Origin of the sequence: Paraburkholderia gardini (genome assembly GCF_907164545.1) — a bacterium.
Taxonomy (GTDB): domain Bacteria; phylum Pseudomonadota; class Gammaproteobacteria; order Burkholderiales; family Burkholderiaceae; genus Paraburkholderia; species Paraburkholderia gardini.
In genome coordinates this window covers 33,909-49,875 of record NZ_CAJQZB010000044.1, presented here as the reverse complement: position 1 = coordinate 49,875, position 15,967 = coordinate 33,909, and the positions used below count along the sequence as shown (strand labels likewise).

The 15,967-nt window shown below is 64.5% G+C and carries 16 protein-coding genes and 2 pseudogenes; 6 read left to right on the top strand and 12 right to left on the bottom strand.

All coding sequences use genetic code 11. From position 1 onward, the window contains the following. Window positions 1-190: 190 nt before the first annotated feature. Window positions 191-1,675 (top strand): MFS transporter, encoded by a 1,485-nt coding sequence (locus LPA37_RS24260; protein WP_229013925.1) that lies wholly within the window; start codon window positions 191-193, stop codon window positions 1,673-1,675. 86 nt (window positions 1,676-1,761) lie between these two features. Beyond that, window positions 1,762-2,595, top strand: a complete 834-nt coding sequence (locus tag LPA37_RS24255; RefSeq protein WP_228983589.1) for an AraC family transcriptional regulator — start codon at window positions 1,762-1,764, stop codon at window positions 2,593-2,595. 66 nt (window positions 2,596-2,661) lie between these two features. Here LPA37_RS24255 and LPA37_RS24250 read toward each other — a convergent pair whose 3' ends face one another. Then, window positions 2,662-4,380 carry a SulP family inorganic anion transporter gene (locus tag LPA37_RS24250; RefSeq protein WP_229013924.1) on the bottom strand — a complete coding sequence of 573 codons (1,719 nt, stop codon included), beginning with the start codon at window positions 4,378-4,380 and terminating at the stop codon, window positions 2,662-2,664. 360 nt (window positions 4,381-4,740) lie between these two features. On the opposite strand from LPA37_RS24250, the gene LPA37_RS24245 reads away from it, so the two are divergent. Then, window positions 4,741-5,175: a cupin domain-containing protein gene (locus LPA37_RS24245; RefSeq protein ID WP_229013923.1), complete on the top strand. Its 435-nt coding sequence runs from the start codon at window positions 4,741-4,743 to the stop codon at window positions 5,173-5,175. A 101-nt stretch (window positions 5,176-5,276) separates the two neighbouring features. Here the strand turns inward: LPA37_RS24245 and LPA37_RS24240 are convergent. Next, a pseudogene (locus LPA37_RS24240) lies at window positions 5,277-6,467 on the bottom strand (polyhydroxyalkanoate depolymerase); the annotation flags it as partial. A 44-nt stretch (window positions 6,468-6,511) separates the two neighbouring features. On the opposite strand from LPA37_RS24240, the pseudogene LPA37_RS24235 reads away from it, so the two are divergent. Beyond that, a pseudogene (locus LPA37_RS24235) lies at window positions 6,512-6,921 on the top strand (glutathione S-transferase C-terminal domain-containing protein); the annotation flags it as partial. Window positions 6,922-7,016: 95 nt separating this feature from the next. Here the strand turns inward: LPA37_RS24235 and LPA37_RS24230 are convergent. The 9 genes from LPA37_RS24230 to LPA37_RS24190 all read right to left on the bottom strand — a co-directional run bounded on the left by LPA37_RS24230 (window position 7,017) and on the right by LPA37_RS24190 (window position 13,088). Further along, on the bottom strand, window positions 7,017-7,394 hold the full coding sequence (locus LPA37_RS24230) for a type II toxin-antitoxin system VapC family toxin (protein WP_228983580.1): 378 nt from the start codon (window positions 7,392-7,394) through the stop codon (window positions 7,017-7,019). Further along, the gene (locus LPA37_RS24225; protein ID WP_228983577.1) at window positions 7,394-7,630 is read right to left on the bottom strand and encodes a type II toxin-antitoxin system Phd/YefM family antitoxin; all 237 of its coding nucleotides are present in this window, start codon (window positions 7,628-7,630) and stop codon (window positions 7,394-7,396) included. The genes LPA37_RS24230 and LPA37_RS24225 overlap by 1 nt, the downstream gene beginning before the upstream one ends. Before the next feature lie 98 nt (window positions 7,631-7,728). Further along, the gene (locus tag LPA37_RS24220) at window positions 7,729-8,805 is read right to left on the bottom strand and encodes an NAD(P)H-dependent flavin oxidoreductase (RefSeq protein ID WP_229013921.1); all 1,077 of its coding nucleotides are present in this window, start codon (window positions 8,803-8,805) and stop codon (window positions 7,729-7,731) included. 96 nt (window positions 8,806-8,901) lie between these two features. Further along, a complete protein-coding gene (locus tag LPA37_RS24215) occupies window positions 8,902-9,312 on the bottom strand; it encodes a nuclear transport factor 2 family protein (RefSeq protein WP_229013920.1) in 411 nt (136 codons plus the stop codon). A gap of 90 nt (window positions 9,313-9,402) precedes the next feature. After that, window positions 9,403-10,683, bottom strand: coding sequence for an RNA polymerase sigma factor (locus LPA37_RS24210; protein ID WP_229013919.1), 1,281 nt, complete (start codon window positions 10,681-10,683; stop codon window positions 9,403-9,405). A gap of 8 nt (window positions 10,684-10,691) precedes the next feature. Beyond that, window positions 10,692-11,099, bottom strand: coding sequence for a VOC family protein (locus LPA37_RS24205; protein ID WP_228983563.1), 408 nt, complete (start codon window positions 11,097-11,099; stop codon window positions 10,692-10,694). A 37-nt stretch (window positions 11,100-11,136) separates the two neighbouring features. Next, the gene (locus LPA37_RS24200) at window positions 11,137-11,553 is read right to left on the bottom strand and encodes a YciI family protein (protein ID WP_229013918.1); all 417 of its coding nucleotides are present in this window, start codon (window positions 11,551-11,553) and stop codon (window positions 11,137-11,139) included. 164 nt (window positions 11,554-11,717) lie between these two features. After that, window positions 11,718-12,071: a YciI family protein gene (locus LPA37_RS24195; RefSeq protein WP_228983558.1), complete on the bottom strand. Its 354-nt coding sequence runs from the start codon at window positions 12,069-12,071 to the stop codon at window positions 11,718-11,720. Window positions 12,072-12,323: 252 nt separating this feature from the next. Beyond that, a complete protein-coding gene (locus LPA37_RS24190; protein WP_228983555.1) occupies window positions 12,324-13,088 on the bottom strand; it encodes an SDR family NAD(P)-dependent oxidoreductase in 765 nt (254 codons plus the stop codon). A 93-nt stretch (window positions 13,089-13,181) separates the two neighbouring features. Between LPA37_RS24190 and LPA37_RS24185 the strand changes: the two genes are divergently transcribed. Continuing rightward, window positions 13,182-13,769, top strand: coding sequence for a TetR/AcrR family transcriptional regulator (locus LPA37_RS24185; protein ID WP_228983554.1), 588 nt, complete (start codon window positions 13,182-13,184; stop codon window positions 13,767-13,769). A 139-nt stretch (window positions 13,770-13,908) separates the two neighbouring features. Here the strand turns inward: LPA37_RS24185 and LPA37_RS24180 are convergent, their stop codons facing one another. Further along, the gene (locus tag LPA37_RS24180) at window positions 13,909-14,718 is read right to left on the bottom strand and encodes an SDR family NAD(P)-dependent oxidoreductase (protein ID WP_228980511.1); all 810 of its coding nucleotides are present in this window, start codon (window positions 14,716-14,718) and stop codon (window positions 13,909-13,911) included. 221 nt (window positions 14,719-14,939) lie between these two features. Here LPA37_RS24180 and LPA37_RS24175 point away from each other — a divergent pair, with 221 nt between their 5' ends. Next, window positions 14,940-15,872 carry a GlxA family transcriptional regulator gene (locus LPA37_RS24175; RefSeq protein WP_228980514.1) on the top strand — a complete coding sequence of 311 codons (933 nt, stop codon included), beginning with the start codon at window positions 14,940-14,942 and terminating at the stop codon, window positions 15,870-15,872. The last annotated feature ends 95 nt before the right edge of the window (window positions 15,873-15,967 follow it).

Sequence of the window (15,967 nt, the reverse complement as noted above, 5' to 3'; positions counted from 1 at the left end):
GTCCGTCACGTCCGTCGGGTATGGCTTGCGTGGTGTCATCACACCAGGATACCAGGTCCGACTGAAAGTGCCTAACACCCTCTAAGCGCGGTTCACGTACTACACTTCGAGTCTGATCGAAGCAGATCGACAAGGGTAAGGGTCAGGTCCTTCTCTGTTCACGCGCGGCAAACGTAACAGGAACGTACGCATGACGCATCACATCGAAGGCAACAAACGCTGGCTTGCGCTGCTCGTGCTTTGCATGGGCGTGCTGATGATCGTCCTCGATACGACCATCGTGAACGTCGCGCTGCCCTCGATCGCCGCGGACCTCGGCTTTTCTGAAACCTCGCTGGTGTGGGTCGTCAACGCGTACATGCTGGCGTTCGGCGGCTTCCTGCTGCTGGGCGGTCGCCTCGGCGACCTGTTCGGGCACCGCCGGCTGTTCCTTGCCGGTATTGCGCTGTTTACCGTGGCGTCGCTCGCGTGCGGCGTATCGACCACACAGGTGCTGCTTGTCTGCGCGCGCGCCGTGCAGGGCCTGGGCGGCGCTGTGGTCTCGGCTGTTTCGCTGTCGCTCATCATGAATCTGTTCACCGAAACCGGCGAACGCGCGAAAGCGATGGGCGTGTACGGTTTCGTGTGCGCAGGCGGTGGCAGCATCGGCGTACTGCTCGGCGGCCTGCTTACCAATGTGCTGAGCTGGCACTGGATCTTTCTCGTCAATCTGCCGATCGGCATCGCGGTCTATGGCCTCAGTCTCGCGCTGCTTCCGGCGGGACGCGGCCAGCAGCAAACCGGCCGGGTCGACGTAGCCGGCGCGGCCAGCGTCACCGCTTCGTTGATGCTGGCGGTCTATGCGATCGTCAACGGCAACGAGGCCGGCTGGATGTCCCTGACGACGTCCGGCCTGCTTGCCCTCGCCATCGCGCTGCTTGCGCTCTTTTTGTGGATCGAATCGCGCGTGCGTCATCCACTGATGCCGCCTGGGCTCTTCACGCTGCGTAACGTCGCGACGGCGAACGTAGTCGGCATGCTGTGGGCAGCCGCGATGTTCGCGTGGTTCTTCATCTCCGCGCTCTATCTGCAGCGGGTACTCGGTTATCCGCCGATGCAGGTCGGCCTCGCGTTTCTGCCCGCGAACCTGATCATGGCGTTCTTCTCGCTGGGGCTTTCCGCGCGGCTTGTGATGCGATTCGGCCTGCGTCTGCCGCTGGCGGCGGGTCTTCTGATCGCGGCCTGCGGACTCGCGCTTTTTGCGCGCGCGCCGGTCGACGGTCACTTCGCGCTCGACGTGCTGCCCGGCATGTTGCTGCTCGGCTTCGGCGCAGGCATCGCGTTCAATCCGCTGCTGCTTGCCGCAATGAGCGACGTGAAGCCGGAGGATTCCGGCCTCGCATCGGGCATCGTCAACACGGCGTTCATGATGGGCGGCGCACTCGGCCTCGCGATTCTCGCGAGCCTTGCCGCTGCGCGCACGGGTGAACTGCTCGCGCGTGGCGCGGCCACGCCGGTCGCGCTGAACGCGGGGTATCACGTGGCGTTCATGTGCGGTGCGATTTTCGCGGCGCTCGCGGGTCTGCTCGGCGCAGCGTTCCTGCGTGCCCGCGCGCCTTCCGCGCATGGCGAAGCACAAAGCGCGCACGATGCGCCGAAACGCTCCAGCAACAAGGCGGCCGCCGGTAACGGCTGAGACGCCGCAATACCGATGCGCAATCGCGATCAAATGCGCCGCATTCGTCACGGCTATGCTGGTTCCGTGCTGATATGAGAGCTGGCATGAACCCCGTCGGAAAAGCGCTCTGGTTTATCGAAAGTCACTACGCAAGCGATATCACGCTCGACGATATCGCGACGTGCGGCTGCGTTTCGCGCTTTCATCTGTCGCGTGCGTTCGAAGCGGCGACGGGCCGCACGGTGATGCGCTATGTGCGCAGCCGCCGTCTTTCCGATGCGGCCCGCGCGCTTGCGGACGGCGCGCCCGATATCCTGGCGGTGGCCGTCGAGGCGGGCTACGGCTCTCATGAGGCATTCACCCGCGCGTTTCGCGACCAGTTCGGCGTCACGCCCGAAGCGGTCCGTGCGCACGGCACCGTGTGCAACATCGAACTCGTGGAGCCCCTCAAAATGGACGAATCCTTTCTCGAAGACCTCGCACCGCCGCGCATCGAAACCGGCAAGCCATTGCTTGTCGCGGGCCTGAGCGGGCGTTACCACTACGAACGCAACGATGGCATTCCCGCGCAGTGGCAGCGGTTCGGCCCGTCCATCGGCAAGATACCCGGGCAGGTTGGACAGGTCGCGTACGGCGTGTGCTTCAACAACGACGACGCCGGCAATTTCGACTATCTGTGCGGCGTCGAAGTCGCGGATTTTTCAGCGTTGCCCGCCGATCTGGCGCGCGTGCGGATTGGCGAACAGCGTTACGCCATATTCGAACACCGTGACCACATCTCGGCGATTCGCCGCACGTGGAACACCATCTGGAACAAGTGGTTGCCGGAGTCGGGACACGAAATCGCCGATGCGCCCGTGTTCGAACGCTATAGCGAACGGTTCAATCCGACGACCGGCATGGGCGGCGTCGAACTCTGGATTCCACTGAAGTCCTGATCCGGTTGATAAAGGACGTGAATCGCCGGCTGGCGCGCCGCTCCGGAATGCTTTGCCGCATACCGCCTACAGCGTGCCGGTCTCATGTGCAGCCGGGTTCACGCCTGCGGCCGCGAGCGCTTCGTGCATCGTTGCGAAAATGTTCGACGCGCCGATGGTCTGCGTGATGTCGTGCCGGTCCATATCGGCGCGCAGATAGCGGTTCACCCGTCCGAAAATCACTGCGATCTTGCGCTCGTGCAGGTTCTGGATCAGATCGCTCAGGGTGCGGGCGGCGGAGTAGTCGAGATCGGTAATCGCTCCCGCATCGACAACGAACCAGCGCAACACATCCGGCGCCGAATCAATGAGCTGGGTGACTTCGAGTGTGAAGAAGTGGTCATTGGCGAAGAACAGGTCCGAGCCAAAGCGGTACACGATGAGGCCCGGCGCCGTCATGGTGCCGGGTCGTGCGGGCACGGGCAGCCATCGTCCTGCTGGGGCGGCGGGCTCCAGCACCATCGTATGTGGATGGTAGCTATGCCGCACGTGCCGCATCAGCGACAGTGCCACCGCAAGCAAAATGCCGTGCTCGACGCCCAGCAGCACGACGGCAGCGGCCGTTACGAGAGCCAGTGTGAATTCACCCGGGCTCTCGCGGCGGATCGCTTTCAGACTTTGCACGTTGATGAGCCCGAGTGCGATCGTGAACACGATACCCGCCAGCACACAATGCGGCAGGTATTGCAGCGAGGGACTCAGGAACAGCAGCACCATGACCACCACCGCGGCAAACGAGAGCTGCCCGATCTGGCTGCGCGTGCCCGCGCGTTCGGCCATGGCTGTCTGCGTAGGGCTGCCGTTTACCACGAAAGTACCGCTGAACGCGGCAGCCGCGTTCGCCGCAGCCAGTCCGAGGATGTCGGCGTTGGTGTCGACTTCTTCGTGATACTGCTGGGCGAACACGCGCGCCGCCGCAGCACTTTGCGCGATGATCATCACGAAGCATGATGCCGCCACCGGCATGAGATCGAGAAACTGTTGCCACGTGACGGCCGGGAAGCGTAGCGGCGGCAGGCCGCCATTGATCGGCCCAAGCACTGAAATGCCGTGAGCGGCGAAGTCGAAGACCTTGCTCGCGGCGATGCTGCCCACCACGGCAACCAGCGCCATCGGCGCACGCGGCAGAAAACGCCTGAAGCCAAGGATGACCCCCACCACCAGCACCGTGAGCGCGAACGTCGGCAGATTTGCGTGCGCGAGATGCCCGGCCACGTACATCAGTTGCGCGAGACTTCGCGACGAAGGGATGGGCACCGGCATACCCAGCATGTCGCCGAACATGGCGATCGACACTTGCGCGCCCACGCCTGCCAGAAAACCGACCAGCACGGTACGCGACAGGAAGTCAGCGAGAAATCCAAGCTTGAAGATGCGGGCAAGCAGTAGAAGCGCCGCGGTCTGGAGCGCGACCATACCCGCCAACGCGACGTATTCAATGCTCCCCGTCGGCGCCATCGTCGAAACCCTGCTGGCGAGGATGGTGGCGGTTGCCGAATCTGCCGCCACCACGAGATGACGCGACGCGCCGAACAGCGCAAACGCGACAAGCGGCAGGAAAGCGGTGTACAGCCCCGTCACGGTGGGCATGCCGGCAATACGTGCATAACCGAGCACCTGGGGAATGTCCACCGACGCGAGCGATATGCCGGCGAGTGCATCGCGCAATGCCGCAGCCCGGTTGATCGGAAGAACGCCTTTTAAGAGGCTCAGGCATGCCGGCAGGCTTTTATTTGAATCGCCCATGCTCGATTCCATGTCTATGTGAGTTTTGTCCCCGCATCGTGCCCGCAGCGGGCGGGTGATGGCAAGCCTTGAACTCTCTGAGCGCTGGAATCGCTTCATGTGTACCGGGCCTGAAATACAGGGATTGAAAGGTCGCCTGGCTGCACTGGACCCGTGCGCTGCGTCACACGATTGGGCAAACGCGCACCGCGTTGCACTTGCCGTCCGCCGTATTCGTGTGAACCCGACGATGACCGCAAGAGCCGCGCGACTGTCGGGCCGCGTGAGGCTGCAACCGCATCGCGCCTGGAATGTTTGATGCTTGGAAAGACGACCCGCGTGTCGTTTTCCCTGAACCGTTCATCATTCTGGAGCGCGCTGATGACTACCGGACTTGCCACTGGGTTTTCGCATGTTCGTCCGCAGGACACCGCCTGGGAAGACCAGGGCTTGCGCGACTTCTTTCTGTATCGCGATCTCGGCATCGCAAAGGCGACGGGCGGCAAGGTGCTCGCGCAGCTCGTCAAGGCGAACATGGCGCCGGAAGAAGGCACTGGCTGGCACCGGCACGAGGCGGATTTCCATATCGTGATCATGCTGAAGGGCTGGGCGCGCTTCATGTACGGCGACAGGGAAACGCTCGTCGCCGCCGGCGATTGCGTGCACCAGGCCCCGGGCATCGTCCATTACCTGTTCGATTACTCCGAAGACATGGAGTACATGGAGATCGTCTCGCCCGCGGATTTCAGGTCGATCGACGCTGAAGGACCATGTGAAGTCCCCGCCGTCACGCCGTGGAAAAGTGAAGTGACGTAACCACATTGCAAGCCCGGGCGCATGGGTTCAAACGCCGCGCGCGGGCGGTGGCCTGAATCCGCGCGAAAGAGAAGCGCCGGATGTCCGGCGCCTGATACGGCCTAACGCGACAAAGCCGGATTGCGCCTTAACGGCACGACGTTCGTGACGACGCTCGCTTCTTCATCCGTCGCGGGTGCGGCGGGCACCGATCCCGGCGGCGGATTCACGGGCGACGAAGCCGCCAGCTGGATCGGTTGCGCGCGCGGGCTCACGACAGCCGCACGCGGCTCGTTGTCCTGAATCATGCTGCGTACGCGCGGATAAATGTGTCGCTCCCAGCGTCGGCCGTTGAAGACGCCGTAGTGCCCAACGCCCGTCTGCACGTGATGCGTTTTCAGATACGGGCGCAGCTTGTCGCACAGATCCTGCGCGGCAAGCGTCTGGCCCACGGCGCAGATATCGTCCTTTTCCCCTTCGACTGTCATCAGCGCCGTGCGGCGTATCGCCGAAGGATCGACCCGCCTTCCGCGCACTTCCAGCGTGTGCAGCGGCAACGCGTGTTTCTGGAACACGGTATCGACGGTTTCCAGATAGAAATCGGCCGTCAGATCCATCGTGGCGAAATACTCTTCGTAGAAAATCTGGATGGCATCGGCTTTCTTCGTATCGCCTTTCGCGCGCTCGAAGTGCATCGTCGCGAACGAATCCATATGCCGCTGAAGATTCATCGACATGAACGCGCCCAGTTGCACGAAACCGGGATAAACGCGGCGGCTCGCGCCCGCGAAGCCAAACGGCACCGCGCTGATCAGGTTCTGCTCGAACCATTCGATCGGTTTGCTTTTGGCAAGCTCGTTCACGCGCGTCGGGTTGATCCGCGTATCGATCGGACCTGCCATCAACGTCATGCTGGCGGGCTGCGCCGGGTTGTTGTCGACGGCCATCAGCGCGACGGCAGCAAGCGCCGCAACCGTCGGCTGGCACACGGCCAGCAGATGCACGCCCTCGCCGACAGCTTCGGTGAAGTCGATCACTGTCTGCACGAACTCGTCGAAGCCGAAGCGGCCCTGCGAAAGCGGCACATCACGCGGGTTGTGCCAGTCGGTGATGTAGACGTCGTGCTCGGACAGCATCGTGTGGACCGTGCCGCGCAGCAGCGTCGCAAAATGTCCCGACATCGGTGCAATCACCAGCACGCGGGGTTGCGGCAGTGCGGGCGCGTGATCCTTGCGAAAGTGCAGCAGCGAGCAGAACGGCGTCGCGACAGTCACTTCCTCAATTACATTGATCGTTTTGCCATCCACCTCGATACCGTGCATGGCGGACAGAAGCGCGCGTCGGCGAGGAGATACGTATGGCGAATACCACGGGTAACGCGGGTACCACGCTCACCATCAGCAGCAAGAACTATTCGTCGTGGTCGTTGCGCGGCTGGTTGCTTGCGAAGCTGAGCGGGCTGCCGTTCGAAGAAACCGTGATGCCGATCGACGACCCCGGCGCGCGCAATCCGATATCGAACGGATCGTCACGATCTGGCGCGAGTGTCTCGGGCAATACGGCGGCCCGTTTCTGTTCGGCACAAAGCCGACAGCCGCCGACGCGATGTACGCGCCGGTCGTGACACGCTTCGTCACCTACGACGTGAAGCTCGATCCGGACATCGTTGCGTATGGGCAGGCAATACTCGCGCTGCCCGAGATGCAGGAATGGATCGCCGACGCGCAGAAAGAAGTCGAGGAAATCGACGAACTGGACGTCGAGTTCCAGGCAGAGTCAGCGCGCTGGCAGGCGCCTACGAAGCTGCTTGCGCGACCTCGCGCTTTGTGCACTCGACCATCACCGCATTCATAACGCTTTTCCTACACGGTGATAACCAGATCGGTGTACTTCGACAGATGGCCGTCTGAAGTCACCAACCGTAACGGTTCTGACAGAGCCTGTGCGACGAGAAGCCGGTCGAACGGATCGCGATGAAGGTCAGGCAGATCGCGAACCATCGCCGCGTGAACCGCCCGCACCGGCAATTCCGAAAAGCCGCTCGCTTCAATCTCGGACACCAGCAGGTTCACATCCACGTCGAGCTTTCCAAGCCCTGCTTTGATCGACGCTTCCCAAACACTCGCACTACTGACGAAAACATCGTCGGCATCCAATATTAGTTTTCGGGCAGCTTTGGTCAGCTTGCGGTCGTCCGTAACCGACCAGAGGAAAATGTGCGTGTCAAGAAGCAGACGCATTAGCGGCCCTCGAATGCTGCGATCACATCATCGGGCAGCGGCGCATCGAAGTCTTCCGCGATACGAACCTTGCCTTTCAAGCCACCAAACCGGCGTGTCACCCTGGCACGCTCCATCGGCACAAGTCGCGCGGCTGGTTTGCCTGCCTTTGCAATCACAATTTCTTCGCCGCCGGCTGCGGCGTCGACCAGACGCGAAAACTGTGTTTTCGCTTCGTGAATATTGACGGTCTGCATAACTGCTCCTAATGGACTAAGTCCATATTAGTCCACTTCGATCCACCGGTCAACGATTTCGGGTGTATATCGATGAATTCAAAAGAGCCAACCGGCGCCTACGAAGCTGCTTGCGCGACCTCGCGCATCAGCGTGGCCACCAGTTCGGCGGCTGGCAGCGCACGTGAGAGCCGCACCGCCTGACCCGCCCATTGCGGCGCGTAGTCGTAATTGCCCTGCGCTTTGGCCGCGGCATGCAGCGCCTTGCCGGCGTCATAGGCAATCGGATAATCGGGAAACGGCGGGCGGTCCGGCGCGCGCCCCAGTTCCGCAAGACGATTGTCGACACCGCGCGCGGGCCGGCCCGAAATCGACGTGATCAACGTGGTTCGCACCGCGGGATTCGCGATGGCCGCGCGATAGGCCGCATCGGCAGCGGATTCCGGCGCTGCGACAAAGGCCGTGCCGAGTTGCGCCGCCTGCGCGCCGAGCGCGAGTACGGCCGCGATGCCCGCGCCGTCCATGATGCCGCCCGATGCAATCACGGGCAGACGCGTATGCCTGACGAGCACGCGCACCAGCGCGAGCGTGCCGAGCGCTTCGTCGGGCTGTCGCGGGTCGAACACGCCGCGATGGCCGCCGGCCTCGATCCCTTGCGCGACGATCGCATCGATGCCGGCGCGTTCGATCTGCATCGCTTCGTCGAGGCTCGTCGCGCTCGCCAGCAACACGATGCCCGCGTCGTGCAGGCCTTTCACGATGTGCGGCTTCGGCAGACCAAAGTGGAAACTCACCACGGCCGGCCGCTCTTCGACGAGCATCGCCAGCATCGCGTCGTCGTCGGCCGAACTCTTGTAGATCTCACGCAACGCAGCGGGCGGCTCAGCGCCGAAGCGCGCGAATTCCGGCGCCAGATACGCGAGCCAGCGCGCCTCGCGGGCCGCGTCGGCGGTTGCGGGGGCATGCACGAACAGATTGACGTTGAACGGCTTCCTGGTCAGCGCGCGCGTTTCGCGAATCATCGCGCGCGCACCTTCAACCGTTGTCGCGCCCATGCCCAGCGAGCCGAGCCCGCCTGCGTTCGACACCGCCGCGGCCAGTGCCGGCGTGCTGGTGCCCGCCATCGGCGCCTGGATCACCGGCAGGCTGATACCGAGTTGCGCCAGCAGCGGTGTGGATGTGTTCGACGGATTCATGATCGGCTCCTTTGACTGGCTTGTATTATCGCTGCGTCAGCGCGCGGCCGCTTTCTGCCGGGTCGGGCGGGATAAGCGCCGACAAGGCGAAGCCAATCAAGCATCCTGAACAATCGTCCCCTGGTGGAAGACGATCTTCCAGTCTGACCCGGTGCGCTGCCAGATCGTCGAGCGGCGCGTTTCCCGCGCGCCCTGGCGCAGCGAATAGGTCAGCAGATAGATGTCGCCGGCAAGACGCTGGCAGTGGAAGTCGCAGCTTTCCCAGTCGTCGTCGAGCGGGGGTGACGCGTAGCGGCGTTCCAGTTCGTCGAGCACGAACGCACGGCTGTAGCGCCGGCCGGACGCGCCGGTTTCCCAGAAGCCGCCGGCCAGCATCCGGTCAAAGTCCGCCCGGGTCGTTCCCCACTCCGGACGATGGAAGATCGGTTCACGGCTCGCCAGTTCGTCACGGATCGCGACGAGGTCCGGGTCGGTGGTGCGGGCGGGTTCGCAGGCAGCGCGCGTCATGGCAGAAACTCCGGCAGCGGTCTTTCAGAGTATGCACGGTACAGCGGATGCGCGCAGCGGGCGGTGACCGGTGCGGTTGCGGGCGGCGGTTCAGTTGCGCCCGCGCATGTGCGCCGCGCGTTCGAGCAGCAGTTCGCGCTCGCGCGCGTTGCGCGTCATCGCGGCGGCGCGTTCGAACTCGGCACGCGCCTCATCCTCGCGGCCCAGCTTCGCAAGCAGATCGCCGCGCACGCTGGGCAGCCAGTGATAGTTCGCGAGCGCGCCCTCTTCGGCTAGCGCATCGACGAGCGGCAGCGCCTCCTGCGGGCCGAACGCCATGCCGACCGCGACCGCGCGGTTCAGCTCGACCACGGGCGTCGGCGCGACCTCCGCGAGCATGTCGTACAGCGCGACGATCTGCGTCCAGTCGGTTTCGGCCGCCGTCCGGGCGCGCGCGTGACACGCGGCGAGCGCGGCCTGCAACGTGTAAGGCCCGCGCGCGCCGCCAAGCGAGAGCGCCCGGTCGAGCGCCGCCAGCCCGCGACGGATCAGCAGCGGGTCCCAGCGGCTCCGGTCCTGATCGGGCAGCAGCACGGGACGGCCCGCCGCATCCGTACGCGCATGCGTGCGCGACGCCTGGATCTCCATCAGCGCGACGAGGCCGTGCACTTCGCTCTCGTCGGGTGTCAGGCCTTCGAGCACGCGGCCAAGCCGCAGCGCTTCGTCGATAAGCGCCGGGCGCGTCCAGTGATCGCCGGCCGTCGCCGAATAGCCCTCGTTGAAAATCAGGTAGATCACTTCGAGCACCGAGCCGAGCCGCGCGGCGCGCGCGTCGGCCCGCGGCACTTCGAACGGCACATGCGCCGCCGCGAGCGTGCGCTTCGCGCGCACGATCCGCTGCGCGATCGTCGGCTCGGGCACGAGGAAGCCGCGTGCGATTTCATCGGTCGTCAGGCCGCCGAGCAGGCGCAGCGTCAGCGCCACGCGCGCTTCAGTCGACAGCACCGGATGGCACGCCGTGAAGACGAGCCGCAGCAGGTCGTCGCCGATATCGTCCTCGCGCGCGGCATCGAGCCCGTCGACGAAATCCGGCACGATGTGCGTCTCGAGCGCGTCCATCTCGCGCCCGAGTTCCTCGTGCTTGCGTGCGTGCAGCGCCTGCTGGCGCAGCCAGTCGAGCGCGCGGTTTTTCGCAGTCGCCATCAGCCAGGCTCCCGGGTTCGCCGGCACGCCCGCCTCGGGCCAGTGTTCGAGCGCGGCGATGAGCGCGTCCTGCGCGAGCTCTTCGGCGCGGCCCACATCGCGCACCATGCGCGCGACGTAAGCGATGACCTTGGCGGATTCGATCCGCCAGACTGCCTCGATGGCCCGATGCGTGTCAGCCGGCGTCACGACCGGCCTCAGGATGCGCCTGCCGCGTTCGGGTCCATGTGCACCAGCTCCCAGATGTGGCCGTCGAGGTCCTCGAAGCCGTGGCCGTACATGAAACCGTGGTCTGTCGGCGCACGCGGCGCGGTGCCGCCCGCCGACACGGCCTTCGCGACGAGCGCGTCGACTTCCGCGCGGCTTTCGCACGAAAGGCACAGCAGGCATTCGGTCGTCGCTTTCGCGTCGGCGACCGGCTTGCCCGTGAAGCCCTTGAAGAACGGTTTGACGAGCAGCATCGCGTAGATGTTTTCGCCGATTTCGAGGCAGGCCCCCGAATCGTTCGTGAACTGCGGATTGAAGCTCAAGCCCAGCGCCCTGAAAAACGCGATCGACTTCGGCAGGTCGTCGACGGGCAGGTTCACATAGATCTGTTTGTGCATGATCGATCCCTTCGGATGGCGTGTTCTGGATGCGCCGCTACTGGCTTGCGGCCTGCGGTTTGCGGGTGCGCGCGAGCATGCCGCCCGGTTCGAAGTCTTCCGGCTCGTAAAGCTCGCGTACCTCGATCTCGCCGTCGGCGTTTTCGCCGAACGGCGCGGGGAAACGACGCGCCCATTCCACCGCTTCCTCGCGCGAACGCACCTGGATGAGCGTGTAGCCGGCGATCAGTTCTTTCGTCTCCGCGAACGGTCCGTCGATCACCGTGCGCCGGCCGCCCGCGTAGCTGATGCGCCAGCCCTTCGACGTCGGCCGCAGACCGTTCGCGTCGAGCAGGACGCCTGCCTTCGCGAGTTCTTCGTGATAGGTCTCCATGGCGTTCATCACGCTGTCGTCATCGGGCATGACGCCGGCTTCCGATACCGCGGTTGCCTTCACTATGATCATGAATCGCATCGCCGTTTCTCCTGGTTGGTCTGACGGGAAAGCCGTCGTTTTTCCGGCTTCTGCATGTACGACGAACCACGTGGGGCAGGATCGACACAGAACGGTTCGCGCCAGGGAATTCCCCTGGTGGGGAGCAGCGTGGATGAACGTGACCAGGCGTGGCGCGTGAAGGCTCAGTCCCAGCAGGGGCCGACCTTGCGGACTTCGATGGTGCACCAGGACGCCGCCGGGCATTCTTCGGCGATCGCGACAGCTTCCTGCAGCGTCTCGCAGTCGACGATGAAAAAGCCGCCGATCATTTCCTTTGCCTCGGCGAACGGACCGTCGATGACCTTGCTCCGGCCGTTACGCACCTGAACGCGCGCGCCTTTCGCCGGTGAATTGAGCGATTCGACGCCGCGCAGGACGCCGCGCGATTTGAGGTTTTCAGCGAAACGCAGCATCTGGTCGTAGACGTCGTGACCCTGTTCGAGCGTGCGCTCGCCGCGCTGTTCGACGGGCTCGACGATGAGCAGCATGTAAGACATGGCGCCTCCGCGGATTCGTGCGACGCGGTATGCGTCGACGTGTCCGGCAACGCGTTGCGCGGACGATGTGCGAAGGCAGTCTAGCAAGCGAAGGGGATGCGCGCAAAAGTGTCGGGCACGATTTCAGTGCTGCGCCGCGGATGCCCGCTCTTGAGAAATGAGTGAAGGGAGTGCCCCGCTAACGTGGCGGCCCGATGGCCGCGCCCTGAACGGACGATCACGCTGGCGGGGTTCAAACATACGGCTTATCGCTTACTGCGACGTCAACCCGCCGTCGACGCTCAGCACCTGGCCGGTAATGAACGACGCGCGGTCCGACAGCAGGAAGAGCGCAGCCTGCGCCACTTCCTCCGGTTCCGCGACGCGGCCGAGCGGATGCATCGCCGTGTATGGATGTTCGCTCTCGCCGTTCGCGTTTTTCACGAACGAGCCTGCGGTCATCGGCGTACGTGTGATGGCCGGGCTCACGACGTTCACGCGCACGCCCTTCGAAGCCACTTCGATGGCAGCCGAGCGCGCAAGCGAAGTCAATCCGCCCTTGCTCGCGCTGTAGATCGCGGCGCCCGGAACGAACACTTCTGCCAGCACCGACGACGTGAACACGATCGAGCCACTACCTTGACGCGCCATGATCGGCAACTGCGTCTTCAGGACGTGAAAGCCGCCCTTCAGGTTGATATCGATGACGCGGTCCCACGTAGCTTCGTCCTGCTCCGCGAGCGGGCCGAAGCCCGGGCTGATGCCGAAGTTGTTGAACGCGCAGTCGATGCGGCCGTGGCGGCGCATCACTTCTTCGGTCATTGCCGCGACGCTCGCGCCGTCGGCCACGTCCGCCGCGATGAACGACGCGCGGCCGCCCTTCTCGCGGATCTGCGCGACGATTGCGTCGCCTTCCGCCTGACGGCGCCCGACCACGACGACTTCCGCGCCTTCCGCCGCAAAGAGCGCCGCCGCCGCCGCGCCGATACCCGATGTGCCGCCGACAACCAGCGCGATCTTGCCCTGAAGCATGTCCATTTGATAACTCCGATAAATGATGGTTGAAATCTATTTATAGATTACCATCATCATGTAAAATGATGTCAAGCGATTTTTTGAGGAGCGACGAAAATGCCTCGCGTATCGAGAGAACAGGCGGACAGGAACCGCGAGCGGATCGAGGCCGTGTCGGCGCAGCTATTCCGGGAGCGCGGGCTGAACGGCGTCAGCGTGGCGGATCTGATGGCGGCGGCCGGGCTGACGCACGGTGGGTTCTACGGGCACTTCGAGTCGAAGGAGGAACTCGCATCGATTGCCTGCCGGCGCGCGATCGGCGACACGCGGCGGATCTGGGCGAACTACATCGCGGCGAGCAATGGCGACCGTCTTGCGGCGCGCACCGCGATCGTCACGCAGTATCTGGGCACCGGGCATCGCGACAATCCGGGGCTCGGCTGCGCGACGGCGGCGCTCGCGGGCGACGTCGCGCGGGAGGCGCCGGATGGGCCCGTGCGCGGCGGTTTCGTCGCGGGATTGAAGGAGATGGTCGCGATGTGGGCAACCCAGCTCACCACGCGCGACGCGGAGAAAAAACGTCGCCAGGCGCTTGCGCAGGTGTCGACGCTGATCGGCGCGCTGATCCTCGCGCGGGCCACGCAGGGCGATCCGCTCTCGGAGGAAATTCTCGACGCGGCGATTGAGGTGCTGGTGGACGCCTGAACTGGCGGCCGCGTTGCGGTTGAAGATGCGCCGGGCGGTGTCGGTATCAGCATCTGCGTCGATTCGCCCGGCGGTGCATGCGTGAGAAAGGCCGGGGCGGCCAACCGCCCCGGCCTTTCGTCAAACGCGCGCGGGTCCGTTACGCCGCCGCGCCCACGCCGTAGCGCGCCGCCGGACGGCTATGCGACAGGTTCGGGCCGAGCGCGAGACGCGCGTCGTCGGCCTTTTGCCAGTCCGCCGCATCCGGCAACGACGGAATCGTGACGAGTTCGCCCTGGTCGAGACCGGCGAGCGCCGCATCGACCATATCGGCGGCCGACATCACCCAGGCTTGCGGCAACGCCGTGACCGGCATGCCCGCGCGATCCCAGAACTCCGTGCTGGTTGCGCCCGGCAGCACGGCCTGCACCTGCACGCCTTTCGAGCCGACTTCGTGATGCAGCGACTGCGTGAAGCTCAGCACGAACGACTTCGTGCCGCCATACACGCCGTTCAGCAGCTCCGGCGAAACCGCGACGATCGACGAAATATTGATCACCGTTCCCTTGCCACGCGCGACCAGACCCGGCACCACCGCCGACGTCAGCCGCGTCAGCGCGACGACGTTCAGCTGGATCATGCTTTCGAGGCTGTCCGGATCGGAATCGATCAGCGTGGCCGTCGCGCCGACGCCGGCGTTGTTGACCAGCATCGTGATGCCCGCATCGGAGCGCAGACGCGCTTCGATGCGGCGCACGTCGGCGGTCACGGTCAGATCGGCGCCGAGCGTTTCGACCGTGCGGCCGGTTTCCGTCGACAGCCTGTCCGCGAGGTTCGCCAGACGCTGCGTATCGCGCGCCACCAGGATCAGGTCGTAGCCGCGGCGCGCGAGACGATCCGCGTAAATCGCGCCGATGCCCGACGATGCGCCCGTAACCAGCGCCGTGCCCCTGTTCGATGAAGTTGCCATTTGAAACTCTCCTTGAGCGCGCGGCCTGCGCCGCCGCGATGCGCCGTTCATGTTGATCAATAAGGGAAAAATCGCGACGGATGCCCGGTTGGCTGGCGGCTTCCGCTGTTGACATGGGAGAGTCTAGGCGCGTATCGTCGTGTCTCAAATGACGTATTTACCTCGTTTTCGGACATTATCGTTCGATGTAGCAGGAACAGCGGCCAAACGAAGGGGGTGAGATGAAGCGCGTCGGTGTGGTGGTTTTCCCGGGATTCCAGATTCTCGACATGGTCGCCGTGTCGGTGTTCGAGATTGCGAACCTGGAGGCGGGCAAGCCAACGTATGAAATCGAGGTCATCTCCGAGCATGGCGGGCTCGTGCGCAGTTCGGCGGGCGTGCAGGTCGAATCGAAGGCGTTCGACGATCCCGCGTACGACACAGTGGTCGTGGCCGGCGCGATGTTCGTCGAGCCTTCGTCGGCTGGCCTGCGCACGTTCCTGAATCGCGCGCTGGCCGCGTCGCGGCGCACCGCCAGCATCTGTACCGGTGCATTCGTGCTCGCCGAAGCGGGCATCCTCGACGGCAGGCGGGTCACGACGCACTGGGTTTTCGCCCGCGAACTGCAACACCGTTTCCCGAAAGCGCGGGTGGACGACGACCGCATCTTCATCGTCGATGGTTCGGTGTGGACGTCGGCGGGTATGACCGCGTGCATCGACCTGTGTCTCGCGCTCGTCGAGGCCGATCTGGGCGCCGATGTCTCGCGCGCGATCGCAAGAAAGCTCGTGGTCTATCACCGGCGCACCGGCGGCCAGTCGCAGTTTTCCGCGATGCTCGACCTGCAGCCGCGTTCCGACCGCATCCAGACCGCACTCACATGGGCTAAGGGTCATCTGCGCGAGCGGCTGTCGGTGGAAACGCTCGCTGAGGTCGCGCATTTGAGCCCACGCCAGTTCAGCCGCGCGTTTCGCGACGAGACGCGGCAGTCGCCGGCGAAAGCCATCGAAAACCTGCGTGTGGAAGCGGCGCGATCGATGATCGAGACCGGTCGTCATTCGCTGGAAACCGTCGCGGTCGAAACCGGCTTTGTCGACACCGAGCGGATGCGTCGGGCGTTTCTGCGCGCGTTCGGCCAGCCGCCGCAGGCCATCAAGCGAGCAGCGCGCGCGTAGATCCGGGGCGGTTTGCGCGCTTCACCATGGCTGCTTCCATAGTCTTCCACGAAGCTTTTTGCCGGGCTTCGTCGTCACCTCTCCCTGAAACGTCC

Coding starts and splice junctions, on each gene's coding strand:
- LPA37_RS24260 (WP_229013925.1), top strand. CDS start 191: ATGACGCATCACATCGAAGGCAACAAACGCTGGCTTGCGCTGCTCGTG.
- LPA37_RS24255 (WP_228983589.1), top strand. CDS start 1,762: ATGAACCCCGTCGGAAAAGCGCTCTGGTTTATCGAAAGTCACTACGCA.
- LPA37_RS24250 (WP_229013924.1), bottom strand. CDS start 4,380: ATGGGCGATTCAAATAAAAGCCTGCCGGCATGCCTGAGCCTCTTAAAA.
- LPA37_RS24245 (WP_229013923.1), top strand. CDS start 4,741: ATGACTACCGGACTTGCCACTGGGTTTTCGCATGTTCGTCCGCAGGAC.
- LPA37_RS24230 (WP_228983580.1), bottom strand. CDS start 7,394: ATGCGTCTGCTTCTTGACACGCACATTTTCCTCTGGTCGGTTACGGAC.
- LPA37_RS24225 (WP_228983577.1), bottom strand. CDS start 7,630: ATGCAGACCGTCAATATTCACGAAGCGAAAACACAGTTTTCGCGTCTG.
- LPA37_RS24220 (WP_229013921.1), bottom strand. CDS start 8,805: ATGAATCCGTCGAACACATCCACACCGCTGCTGGCGCAACTCGGTATC.
- LPA37_RS24215 (WP_229013920.1), bottom strand. CDS start 9,312: ATGACGCGCGCTGCCTGCGAACCCGCCCGCACCACCGACCCGGACCTC.
- LPA37_RS24205 (WP_228983563.1), bottom strand. CDS start 11,099: ATGCACAAACAGATCTATGTGAACCTGCCCGTCGACGACCTGCCGAAG.
- LPA37_RS24200 (WP_229013918.1), bottom strand. CDS start 11,553: ATGCGATTCATGATCATAGTGAAGGCAACCGCGGTATCGGAAGCCGGC.
- LPA37_RS24195 (WP_228983558.1), bottom strand. CDS start 12,071: ATGTCTTACATGCTGCTCATCGTCGAGCCCGTCGAACAGCGCGGCGAG.
- LPA37_RS24190 (WP_228983555.1), bottom strand. CDS start 13,088: ATGGACATGCTTCAGGGCAAGATCGCGCTGGTTGTCGGCGGCACATCG.
- LPA37_RS24185 (WP_228983554.1), top strand. CDS start 13,182: ATGCCTCGCGTATCGAGAGAACAGGCGGACAGGAACCGCGAGCGGATC.
- LPA37_RS24180 (WP_228980511.1), bottom strand. CDS start 14,718: ATGGCAACTTCATCGAACAGGGGCACGGCGCTGGTTACGGGCGCATCG.
- LPA37_RS24175 (WP_228980514.1), top strand. CDS start 14,940: ATGAAGCGCGTCGGTGTGGTGGTTTTCCCGGGATTCCAGATTCTCGAC.